This window comes from Streptococcus mitis, from assembly GCF_002096845.1.
Lineage (GTDB): Bacteria > Bacillota > Bacilli > Lactobacillales > Streptococcaceae > Streptococcus > Streptococcus mitis_A.
In genome coordinates, this window is the sequence record NZ_NCVK01000023.1 from 1 (window position 1) to 12,110 (window position 12,110).

Sequence of the window (12,110 nt, forward strand, 5' to 3'; positions counted from 1 at the left end):
GGTGTTTATGTTTTGTCATAGTGAATCTCATTTCTAACTCAAACGTCTCATACTTAATTCCACCATAAAAATCCGTTTTAGACTAATTTCCACTTTGGTTAGGCAAGTGGAAGTTACTTTGAGAAGTTGCCTAAAATTATTGACTGAGCCCCCCTAGTTAGAGGGTTAGCAAGTTTTCCCTTTTTGTGTTATAATATTAGGGATTGAAATGAAAATGGAGAATGAGAAAATATGGCTTTAACATCAGGTATCGTTGGTTTGCCAAACGTTGGTAAATCAACACTATTTAATGCAATTACAAAAGCAGGAGCAGAGGCTGCAAACTACCCATTTGCGACGATTGATCCAAACGTTGGAATGGTAGAAGTTCCAGATGAACGTCTACAAAAATTGACTGAAATGATTACTCCTAAAAAGACAGTGCCAACAACATTTGAATTTACAGATATCGCAGGGATTGTAAAAGGAGCTTCAAAAGGAGAAGGGCTAGGGAATAAATTCTTGGCCAATATTCGTGAAGTAGATGCGATTGTTCACGTAGTTCGTGCTTTTGATGATGAAAATGTGATGCGTGAGCAAGGACGTGAAGATGCCTTTGTAGATCCAATTGCAGATATTGATACCATTAACCTAGAATTGATTCTTGCTGACTTAGAATCAGTCAATAAGCGCTATGCACGTGTAGAAAAGATGGCACGTACGCAAAAAGATAAAGAATCAGTAGCAGAATTCAATGTTCTTCAAAAGATTAAACCCGTCCTTGAAGATGGGAAATCAGCTCGTACAATCGAGTTTACAGATGAAGAACAAAAAGTTGTCAAAAGTCTCTTCCTTTTGACGACTAAACCAGTGCTCTATGTTGCTAATGTGGACGAGGATGTGGTTTCAGAACCTGACTCTATCGACTATGTTAAACAAATTCGTGAATTTGCAGCGACAGAAAATGCTGAAGTAGTCGTTATTTCTGCGCGTGCTGAGGAAGAAATTTCTGAGTTAGACGAAGAAGACAAGCAAGAGTTTCTTGAAGCACTTGGGTTGACAGAATCAGGCGTTGACAAGTTGACTCGTGCAGCTTACCACTTACTTGGACTGGGAACTTACTTCACAGCTGGTGAAAAAGAAGTTCGTGCTTGGACTTTCAAACGTGGTATGAAGGCTCCTCAAGCAGCTGGGATTATCCACTCAGACTTTGAAAAAGGATTTATTCGTGCAGTAACCATGTCATATGAAGATCTAGTGAAATACGGATCTGAAAAGGCTGTAAAAGAAGCTGGACGCTTGCGTGAAGAAGGAAAAGAATATATCGTCCAAGACGGTGATATCATGGAATTCCGCTTTAATGTCTAAAAATTTAATAAATAGTGTCAATTAGGTTGGAAAAAAATTCCAACCCTTTTGGCTTTTGAAAGGAAAAATAAATGACTAAATTACTTGTAGGCTTGGGAAATCCAGGAGATAAATATTTTGAAACCAAACATAATGTTGGTTTTATGTTGATTGACCAACTAGCGAAGAAACAGAATGTTACTTTTACACACGATAAGATATTTCAAGCTGATCTAGCATCCTTTTTCCTAAATGGAGAAAAAATTTATCTTGTCAAACCAACGACATTTATGAATGAAAGTGGGAAAGCAGTTCATGCTTTATTGACTTACTATGGTTTGGATATTGAAGATTTACTCGTCATTTACGACGATCTTGACATGGAAGTTGGAAAGATTCGTTTAAGAGCAAAGGGCTCCGCAGGTGGTCATAATGGTATCAAGTCTATTATTCAACATATTGGAACCCAAACCTTTAATCGTGTTAAGATTGGAATCGGAAGACCTAAAAATGGCATGTCAGTTGTTCACCATGTTTTGAGTACCTTTGATAAGAATGATTATATCGGTATTTTACAGTCTATTGACAAGGTTGACGATTCTGTAAACTACTATTTACAAGAGAAAAATTTTGAGAAAACGATGCAGAGGTATAACGGATAAATGGTGACCTTATTAGATTTATTCTCAGAAAATGATCAGATAAAAAAATGGCATCGAAATCTGACAGATAAGAAAAGACAATTAATGTTAGGCTTGTCAACTTCTACAAAAGCTTTAGCAATTGCTAGTAGTTTGAGACAGGAAGATAAGATTGTGTTATTGACGTCAACTTATGGAGAAGCAGAAGGACTTGTTAGTGATCTTATCTCTATTTTGGGTGAGGAACTGGTCTATCCATTTTTGGTAGATGACTCCCCTATGGTCGAGTTTTTGATGTCTTCACAAGAAAAAATCATTTCACGGGTTGAAGCTTTACGTTTTTTGACTGACTCATCTAAGAAAGGGATTTTAGTTTGTAATATCGCAGCAAGTCGATTATTTTTACCGTCTCCCAATGCATTTAAAGATAGTATTGTAAAAATAACAGTTGGTGAAGAATATGACCAACACGCGCTTATCCATCAGTTAAAGGAAATAGGCTATCGAAAAGTTACTCAAGTACAAACTCAGGGCGAATTTAGTCTGCGAGGAGATATTTTAGATATTTTTGAAATATCCCAGTTAGAACCTTGCCGAATTGAGTTTTTTGGTGATGAAATTGATGGAATTCGTACTTTTGAAGTCGAAACACAATTATCGAAAGAAAATCAGACAGAACTCACTATCTTTCCAGCTAGTGATATGCTTTTGAGAGAAAAGGATTATCAAGGAGGTCAGTCAGCTTTAGAAAAACAAATTTCAAAAACGTTATCACCTATTTTAAAATCATACTTAGAAGAAATTCTTTCAAGTTTTCATCAAAAACAAATTCATTTAGATTCTAGGAAGTTTTTATCTTTGTGTTATGACAAGACATGGACTGTTTTTGACTATATTGAAAAAGATACCCCAGTATTCTTTGATGATTATCAGAAATTGATGAATCAGTATGAAGTCTTTGAAAGAGAATTAGCGCAATACTTTACAGAAGAATTACAGAACAGTAAAGCATTTTCTGAGATGCAGTATTTTGCTGATACAGAGAAAATTTATAAAAAACAGAGTCCGGTTACCTTTTTCTCTAATCTACAAAAGGGGTTAGGAAATCTCAAGTTTGACCAAATTTATCAATTTAATCAATATCCTATGCAGGAGTTTTTCAATCAATTTTCTTTTTTAAAAGAAGAAATTGAACGATATAAAAAAATGGATTACACCATTATTCTGCAGTCTAGCAATTCAATGGGAAGTAAAACATTGGAGGATGTGTTAGAGGAATATCAGATTAAATTGGATTCTAGAGATAAGTCAATAATCTGTCAAGAATCTGTAAACTTAATCGAGGGCAATCTCAGACATGGTTTTCATTTTGTAGATGAAAAAATTTTGGTGATTACTGAACATGAGATTTTTCAAAAGAAATTAAAACGTCGTTTTCGAAGACAACATGTTTCAAATGCAGAGCGCTTAAAAGATTATAATGAACTTGAAAAAGGGGACTACGTTGTTCACCACATTCATGGGATTGGTCAATATCTAGGAATTGAAACCATTGAAATCAAAGAGATTCACCGCGATTATGTTAGCGTCCAATACCAAAATGGTGATCAAATTTCTATCCCAGTAGAACAGATTCATCTACTGTCTAAATATGTTTCAAGTGATGGGAAAACTCCAAAACTCAATAAATTAAATGACGGTCATTTTAAAAAAGCCAAGCAAAAAGTTAAGAATCAGGTAGAGGATATAGCAGACGATTTAATCAAACTCTATTCTGAGCGTAGTCAGTTGAATGGCTTTGCTTTCTCAGCTGATGATGAAGAGCAAGATGCTTTTGATGATTCTTTCCCTTATGTTGAAACGGATGATCAACTTCGTAGTATTGAGGAAATCAAGAGGGATATGCAGAGTTCTCAACCAATGGATCGACTTTTAGTTGGGGATGTTGGTTTTGGAAAGACTGAAGTTGCTATGCGTGCAGCCTTTAAGGCAGTCAATGATCATAAACAGGTGGTCGTTCTAGTTCCAACAACGGTTTTAGCTCAACAGCACTATACAAATTTTAAGGAACGATTCCAAAATTTTGCTGTTAATATTGATGTGTTGAGTCGCTTTAGAAGTAAAAAAGAGCAGGCAGAGACACTTGAAAAATTAAAGAATGGTCAAGTTGATATTTTGATTGGAACGCATCGTGTTTTGTCAAAAGATGTTGTGTTTGCTGATTTGGGCTTGATGATTATTGATGAAGAACAGCGATTTGGTGTCAAGCATAAGGAAACCTTGAAAGAACTGAAGAAACAAGTGGATGTCCTAACTTTGACCGCTACTCCAATCCCTCGTACTCTCCATATGTCTATGCTGGGAATCAGAGATTTGTCTGTTATTGAAACTCCGCCGACTAATCGTTATCCAGTGCAAACCTATGTTTTGGAAAAGAATGAGAGTGTCATTCGTGATGCTGTTTTGCGTGAAATGGAGCGTGGAGGTCAAGTTTACTATCTTTACAACAAAGTTGATACGATTGACCAGAAGGTTTCAGAATTACAGGAGTTGATTCCAGAGGCTTCGATTGGTTATGTTCATGGTAGAATGAGTGAAATCCAGTTGGAAAATACTCTATTAGACTTTATTGAGGGACAATACGATATTTTGGTGACGACTACCATTATTGAGACAGGGGTGGACATTCCAAATGCCAATACTTTATTTATTGAAAATGCGGACCATATGGGCTTGTCAACCTTGTATCAGTTAAGAGGAAGAGTCGGTCGTAGTAATCGTATTGCTTATGCCTATCTCATGTATCGCCCAGAAAAATCAATCAGTGAAGTTTCTGAAAAGAGATTAGAAGCGATCAAAGGATTTACAGAATTGGGCTCTGGATTTAAGATTGCAATGCGAGATCTTTCGATTCGCGGAGCAGGAAATCTTTTAGGAAAATCCCAGTCTGGTTTCATTGATTCTGTTGGTTTTGAATTGTATTCGCAGTTATTAGAGGAAGCTATTGCTAAACGAAACGGTAATGCTAATGCTAACACAAGAACCAAAGGGAATGCTGAGTTGATTTTGCAAATTGATTCCTATCTTCCCGATACTTATATTTCTGATCAACGACATAAGATTGAAATTTACAAGAAAATTCGTCAAATTGACAACCGTGTCAACTATGAAGAGTTACAAGAAGAGTTGATGGACCGATTTGGAGAGTACCCAGACGTGGTAGCCTATCTTTTAGAGATTGGTTTAGTCAAGTCATATTTGGACAAGGTCTTTGTTCAACGTGTAGAAAGAAAAGATAATAAAATTACAGTTCAATTTGAAAAAGTCACTCAACGACTGTTTTTAGCTCAAGATTATTTTAAAGCTTTATCCGCAACGAACTTAAAAGCAGGCATCGCTGAGAATAAGGGATTAATGGAGCTTGTATTTGATGTCCAAAATAAGAAAGATTATGAAATTTTAGAAGGTCTGCTGATTTTTGGAGAAAGGTTATTAGAAATAAAAGAGTCGAAGGAAGAAAATTCCATTTGATATTTTTCTTCTATAAAATAGATAAAAATGGTACAATAATAAGTTGAGGTAATAAGGATGAGATTAGACAAATATTTAAAAGTATCGCGAATTATCAAGCGTCGTACAGTCGCAAAAGAAGTAGCAGATAAAGGCAGAATCAAGGTGAATGGAATCTTGGCCAAAAGTTCAACGGATTTGAAAGTTAATGACCAAGTTGAAATTCGTTTTGGAAATAAGTTGCTACTTGTCGAAGTACTAGAGATGAAAGATAGTACAAAAAAAGAAGATGCAGCAGGCATGTATGAAATTATCAGTGAAACACGGGTAGAAGAAAATGTCTAAAAATATTGTACAATTGAATAATTCTTTTATTCAAAATGAATATCAACGACGTCGCTACCTGATGAAAGAACGACAAAAACGGAATCGTTTTATAGGTTGGGTATTGATTTTGATTATGCTGTTATTTATTTTGCCAACTTTTAATTTAGCGCAGAGCTATCAGCAATTACTCCAACGACGTCAGCAATTAGCAGACTTGCAAACTCAGTATCAAACTTTGAGTGATGAAAAGGATAAGGAGACAGCATTTGCTACCAAGTTGAAAGATGAGGATTATGCTGCCAAATATACACGAGCGAAGTACTATTATTCTAAGTCGAGGGAAATAGTTTATACGATTCCTGACTTGCTTCAAAGGTGATAAAATGGAAAATTTACTAGACGTAATTGAGCAATTTTTGAGTTTATCAGATGAAAAGCTGGAAGAGTTGGCTGATAAAAATCAATTATTGCGTTTACAAGAAGAAAAGGAAAGGAAGAATGCGTAAATTCTTAATTATTTTGTTGCTACCAAGTTTTTTGACCATTTCAAAAGTTGTTAGTACAGAAAAAGAAGTAGTCTATACTTCGAAAGAAATTTATTACCTTTCACAATCTGACTTTGGTATTTATTTTAGAGAAAAATTAAGTTCTCCCATGGTTTATGGAGAGGTTCCTGTTTATGCGAATGAAGATTTAGTAGTGGAATCTGGAAAATTGACTCCCCAAACAAGTTTTCAAATAACCGAGTGGCGCTTAAATAAACAAGGAATTCCGGTATTTAAGCTTTCAAATCATCAATTTATAGCTGCGGACAAACGATTTTTATATGATCAATCAGAGGTAACTCCAACAATAAAAAAAGTATGGTTAGAATCTGATTTTAAACTGTACAATAGTCCTTATGATTTAAAAGAAGTGAAATCATCCTTATCAGCTTATTCTCAGGTATCAATCGATAAGACTATGTTTGTAGAAGGAAGAGAATTTCTACATATTGATCAGGTTGGATGGGTAGCTAAAGAATCAACTTCTGAAGAAGATAATCGGATGAGTAAAGTCCAAGAAATGTTATCGGAAAAATATCAGAAGGATTCATTCTCTATTTATGTTAAGCAACTGACTACTGGAAAAGAAGCTGGTATCAATCAAGATGAAAAGATGTATGCAGCTAGCGTTTTGAAACTCCCTTATCTCTACTATGTGCAAGAAAAAATAAATGAGGGTCTTTATCAGTTAGATACGACTGTAAAATACGTATCTGCAGTCAATGATTTTCCAGGTTCTTATAAACCAGAGGGAAGTGGTAGCCTTCCTAAAAAAGAAGATAATAAAGAATATTCTCTCAAGGACTTAATAATAAAAATATCTAAAGAATCGGATAATGTAGCTCATAACATATTGGGATATTACCTTTCAAACCAATCTGATGCAACATTTAAGTCTAAGATGTCTGCTATTATGGGAGATGATTGGGATCCAAAAGAAAAATTGATTTCTTCCAAGATGGCCGGGAAGGTCATGGAAGCTATTTATAATCAAAATGGATTTGTGCTAGAGTCTTTGACTAAAACAGATTTTGATAATCAGCGAATTGCCAAAGGTGTTTCTGTGAAGGTAGCTCATAAAATTGGGGATGCGGATGAATTTAAGCATGATACGGGTGTTGTCTACGTAGATTCTCCATTTATTCTTTCTATTTTCACTAAGAATTCTGATTATGATACAATTTCTCAGATATCCAAGGATGTTTATGAGGTTCTAAAATGAGGGAACAAGATTTTTTAAATCATTTTCTCAAGAAGGGATATTTCAAAAAGCATACTAAGGTGGTGCTAGCTCTTTCTGGTGGGTTAGATTCTATGTTTCTATTTAAGGTATTATCTACTTATCAAAAAGAGTTAGAAATTGAATTGATTCTAGCTCATGTGAATCATAAGCAGAGAGTAGAATCAGATTGGGAAGAACAGGAATTAAGGAAGTTGGCTGCTGAAGCAGAGCTTCCTATTTATATCAGCAATTTTTCAGGAGAATTTTCAGAAGCTCGTGCTCGACATTTTCGTTATGATTTTTTTCAAGAGGTCATGAAAAAGACAGGTGCGACAGCTTTAGTTACTGCCCACCATGCGGATGATCAGGTGGAAACGATTTTGATGCGTTTGATTCGAGGCACTCGTTTGCGCTATCTATCAGGAATTAAGGAGAAGCAAGTAGTCGGAGAGATAGAAATTATTCGTCCCTTCTTGCATTTTCAGAAAAAAGACTTTCCATCAATTTTTCACTTTGAAGATACATCAAATCATGAAAATCATTATTTTCGCAATCGTATTCGAAACTCATACTTACCAGAATTAGAAAAAGAAAATCCTCGATTTAGAAATGCAATATTAAATATTGGACTTGAGATTTTAGATTATGATTTAGCTATAGCTGAATTATCAAAGAATATTGATGTAGAAAATTTAGAGCAGCTATTGTCTTACTCTGAGTCGACACAAATAGTTTTACTTCAAACTTATCTGAATCGTTTTCCAGATTTGAATCTCACAAAAGCTCAGTTTGCTGAAGTTCGGCAAATTTTAAAAACTAAAAGCCAGTATCGTCATCCGATTAAAAATGGATATGAATTGATAAAAGAGTATCAACAGTTTCAGATTTGTAAAATCAGTCCGCAGGCTGATGAAAAGGAAGATGAATTTGTGTTACACTATCAAAATCAGGTTACTTATCAAGGATACACATTTTCCTTTGGAATTCCTTTAGAAGGTGAACCAATTCAACAAATACCTGTTTCACGAGAAACATCCATACACATTCGTCATCGAAAACCAGGAGATTTTTTGATTCAAAATGGGCATAGAAAAAAACTCAGACGTCTATTTATCGATTTGAAAATCCCTATGGAAGAGCGAAAATCTGCTCTGATTATTGAGCAATTTGGTGAAATTGTCTCAATTTTGGGAATTGCAACCAGTAATTTGAGTAAAAACACGAAAAATGATATAATGAACACTGTACTTTATATAGAAAAAATAGATAGGTAAAAAAATGTTAGAAAACGATATTAAAAAAATCCTTGTTTCACACGATGAAATTACAGAAGCTGCTAAAAAATTAGGTGCTCAATTAACCAAAGACTATGCAGGAAAAAATCCAATTTTAGTTGGGATTTTAAAAGGATCTATTCCTTTTATGGCTGAATTGGTTAAACATATTGATACACATATTGAAATGGACTTCATGATGGTTTCTAGCTACCATGGTGGAACAGCAAGTAGTGGTGTTATCAATATTAAACAAGATGTGACTCAAGATATCAAAGGAAGACATATTTTATTTGTAGAGGATATCATTGATACAGGTCAAACTTTGAAGAATTTGCGAGATATGTTTATTGCAAGAGAAGCAGCTTCTGTTAACATTGCAACCTTGTTGGATAAACCAGAAGGACGTGTTGTAGAAATTGAGGCAGACTATACTTGCTTTACTATTCCAAATGAGTTTGTAGTAGGTTATGGTTTAGACTACAAAGAAAATTATCGTAACCTTCCTTATGTTGGAGTATTGAAAGAAGAAGTATATTCAAATTAGAAAGAGCAATTTTTAATGAAAAAACAAAATAATGGTTTAATTAAAAATCCTTTTCTATGGTTATTACTTATTTTTCTCCTAGTTACAGGTTATCAGTATTTTAGTACAGGTAGTGTTGCAGGGAAAAGTGAGCAAATTAATTATACAGAATTGGTAAAAGAAATTACCGATGACAACGTAAAAGAATTAACCTACCAACCAAATGGAAGTGTTATCGAGGTTTCGGGTGTCTATAAAAATCCTAAAACAAGTAAAGAAGAAACAGGTATCCAGTTCTTTTCTCCTTCTGCTACAACAGTAGAGAAATTTTCAAGTATTATTCTTCCTTCAGATACTACAGTATCAGAATTGCAAAAACTTGCTTCTGACCATAAGGCGGCAGTAACTATTAAGCATGAAAGTTCAAGTGGTATGTGGATTAATATTCTTGTATCCATTGTGCCATTCGGTATTCTATTCTTCTTCCTATTCTCTATGATGGGAAATATGGGAGGAAATAATAGCCGTAACCCAATGAGTTTTGGACGTAGTAAGGCTAAAGCCGCAAATAAAGAAGATATTAAAGTAAGATTTTCAGATGTTGCTGGAGCTGAGGAAGAAAAACAAGAACTAGTTGAAGTTGTTGAATTCTTAAAAGATCCAAAACGATTTACAAAACTTGGGGCTCGTATTCCAGCAGGTGTCCTTCTGGAGGGACCTCCGGGAACAGGTAAAACTTTGCTTGCTAAGGCAGTAGCCGGAGAAGCAGGTGTTCCATTCTTTAGTATCTCAGGTTCTGACTTTGTAGAAATGTTTGTCGGAGTTGGAGCTAGTCGTGTTCGTTCTCTTTTTGAAGATGCCAAAAAAGCAGCACCAGCTATTATCTTTATCGATGAAATTGATGCTGTTGGACGTCAACGTGGAGTCGGTCTCGGCGGAGGTAATGACGAACGTGAACAAACCTTGAACCAACTTTTGATTGAGATGGATGGTTTTGAGGGAAATGAAGGGATTATCGTCATCGCTGCGACAAACCGTTCAGATGTACTTGATCCTGCCCTTTTGCGTCCAGGACGTTTTGATAGAAAAGTATTGGTTGGCCGTCCTGATGTTAAAGGTCGCGAAGCAATCTTGAAAGTTCATGCTAAGAACAAGCCTTTAGCAGAAGATGTTGATTTGAAATTAGTGGCTCAACAAACTCCAGGTTTTGTTGGTGCTGATTTAGAGAATGTATTGAATGAAGCGGCTTTAGTTGCTGCTCGTCGTAATAAAACGATTATCGATGCTTCAGATATTGATGAAGCAGAAGATAGAGTGATTGCTGGTCCTTCTAAGAAAGATAAGACAGTTTCACAAAAAGAACGTGAATTAGTTGCCTATCATGAGGCAGGACATACCATTGTTGGTTTAGTCTTGTCGAATGCTCGTGTTGTTCATAAAGTTACCATCGTACCACGTGGACGTGCAGGTGGTTATATGATTGCGCTTCCTAAGGAAGACCAAATGCTTCTATCCAAAGAAGATATGAAAGAGCAATTGGCTGGCTTAATGGGGGGACGTGTAGCTGAAGAAATTATCTTTAATGTCCAAACTACAGGAGCTTCAAACGACTTTGAACAGGCGACACAAATGGCGCGTGCAATGGTTACAGAGTACGGTATGAGTGAAAAACTTGGCCCAGTACAATATGAAGGAAATCATGCCATGTTTGGTGCACAAAGCCCTCAAAAATCAATTTCAGAACAAACAGCTTATGAAATTGACGAAGAGGTTCGCTCATTATTAAATGAAGCACGAAATAAAGCTGCTGAAATCATACAATCAAATCGTGAAACTCACAAGTTGATTGCAGAAGCATTATTGAAATACGAAACATTGGATAGTACACAAATTAAATCTCTTTACGAAACAGGAAAGATGCCTGAAACAGTAGAAGAGGAATCACATGCACTATCCTATGATGAAGTAAAGTCAAAAATAAATGACGAGAAATAACCCAAAGAGAGGCATGTCCTCTCTTTTTTGTGCAGTTGAGGAGGTAGAGAGAACAGAACGGGAAAATAGGACAAAAATGTTTCTTTATTTGTTAAACTGTATCTAGAAAGGGGAACATTATGCTTAAAAAATTGTATGAAGAAGTTCAAGGCATTGTGTACAAGTGTAGAAATGAATATTACCTTCATTTATGGGAGTTATCTGATTGGGACCAAGAGGGTATGATTTGCTTACATGAATTGATTAGTAGGGAAGAAGGAATAGTAGAAGATATTCCTCGTTTAAGGAAATATTTTAAGACTAAGTTCCGGAATCGGATTTTAGATTATATCCGTAAGCAAGAAAGTCAAAAACGAAGATATGATAAAGAACCATATGAAGAAGTAGGTGAGATAAGTCATCGTATAAGTGAGGGAGGACTCTGGCTAGATGACTATTATCTCTTTCATGAAACACTAAGAGATTATAGAAACAAACAAAATAAAGAGCAACGAGAAGAGTTAGAACGCGTCTTAAGAAATGAACGTTTCCGAGGGCGTCAAAGAGTGCTAAAGGACTTACGTATTGTGTTTAAAGAGTTTGACATCCGTACTCATTAGGAATTCATGCAAAAAAGTAAAAAAAGTTTAAAAAAGTAGTTGACAAAGTTTAAAAAGTCGGTATAATAGTAAGAGTTGAAAATAACAACTCAGGTCCGTTGGTCAAGGGGTTAAGACACCGCCTTTTCACGGCGGTAACACGGGT

At 35.5% G+C, this 12,110-nt stretch carries 11 protein-coding genes; all 11 read left to right on the plus strand.

What is annotated here, in order from left to right; genetic code table 11:
* Positions 1-231: 231 nt before the first annotated feature.
* The 11 genes from ychF to B7695_RS06030 all read left to right on the plus strand — a co-directional run bounded on the left by ychF (position 232) and on the right by B7695_RS06030 (position 11,965).
* The gene (gene ychF, locus B7695_RS05985; RefSeq protein WP_084890434.1) at positions 232-1,347 is read left to right on the plus strand and encodes a redox-regulated ATPase YchF; all 1,116 of its coding nucleotides are present in this window, start codon (positions 232-234) and stop codon (positions 1,345-1,347) included.
* Positions 1,348-1,418: 71 nt separating this feature from the next.
* Complete coding sequence (pth, locus tag B7695_RS05990) at positions 1,419-1,988, plus strand: aminoacyl-tRNA hydrolase (RefSeq protein WP_084890436.1); 570 nt, start codon at positions 1,419-1,421, stop codon at positions 1,986-1,988.
* Entirely contained in the window at positions 1,989-5,498 is a 3,510-nt protein-coding gene (gene mfd / locus B7695_RS05995) for a transcription-repair coupling factor (RefSeq protein ID WP_084890438.1), read from the plus strand.
* 57 nt (positions 5,499-5,555) lie between these two features.
* Positions 5,556-5,822 carry an RNA-binding S4 domain-containing protein gene (locus B7695_RS06000; protein WP_084890440.1) on the plus strand — a complete coding sequence of 89 codons (267 nt, stop codon included), beginning with the start codon at positions 5,556-5,558 and terminating at the stop codon, positions 5,820-5,822.
* Positions 5,815-6,183 (plus strand): septum formation initiator family protein, encoded by a 369-nt coding sequence (locus B7695_RS06005; RefSeq protein ID WP_084890442.1) that lies wholly within the window; start codon positions 5,815-5,817, stop codon positions 6,181-6,183. The genes B7695_RS06000 and B7695_RS06005 overlap by 8 nt, the downstream gene beginning before the upstream one ends.
* Before the next feature lie 4 nt (positions 6,184-6,187).
* Positions 6,188-6,310: an SP_0009 family protein gene (locus tag B7695_RS11650; RefSeq protein ID WP_000429334.1), complete on the plus strand. Its 123-nt coding sequence runs from the start codon at positions 6,188-6,190 to the stop codon at positions 6,308-6,310.
* On the plus strand, positions 6,303-7,571 hold the full coding sequence (locus tag B7695_RS06010) for a serine hydrolase (protein ID WP_084890444.1): 1,269 nt from the start codon (positions 6,303-6,305) through the stop codon (positions 7,569-7,571). The genes B7695_RS11650 and B7695_RS06010 overlap by 8 nt, the downstream gene beginning before the upstream one ends.
* On the plus strand, positions 7,568-8,845 hold the full coding sequence (gene tilS / locus B7695_RS06015; protein WP_084890446.1) for a tRNA lysidine(34) synthetase TilS: 1,278 nt from the start codon (positions 7,568-7,570) through the stop codon (positions 8,843-8,845). Before B7695_RS06010 ends, tilS begins: the two co-directional genes overlap by 4 nt.
* A 4-nt stretch (positions 8,846-8,849) precedes the next feature.
* Positions 8,850-9,392 carry a hypoxanthine phosphoribosyltransferase gene (gene hpt / locus B7695_RS06020; protein ID WP_084890448.1) on the plus strand — a complete coding sequence of 181 codons (543 nt, stop codon included), beginning with the start codon at positions 8,850-8,852 and terminating at the stop codon, positions 9,390-9,392.
* 15 nt (positions 9,393-9,407) lie between these two features.
* Entirely contained in the window at positions 9,408-11,366 is a 1,959-nt protein-coding gene (ftsH, locus tag B7695_RS06025) for an ATP-dependent zinc metalloprotease FtsH (protein ID WP_084890450.1), read from the plus strand.
* A gap of 119 nt (positions 11,367-11,485) precedes the next feature.
* Positions 11,486-11,965, plus strand: a complete 480-nt coding sequence (locus B7695_RS06030) for a sigma-70 RNA polymerase sigma factor region 4 domain-containing protein (protein ID WP_084890452.1) — start codon at positions 11,486-11,488, stop codon at positions 11,963-11,965.
* Positions 11,966-12,110 lie beyond the last annotated feature (145 nt).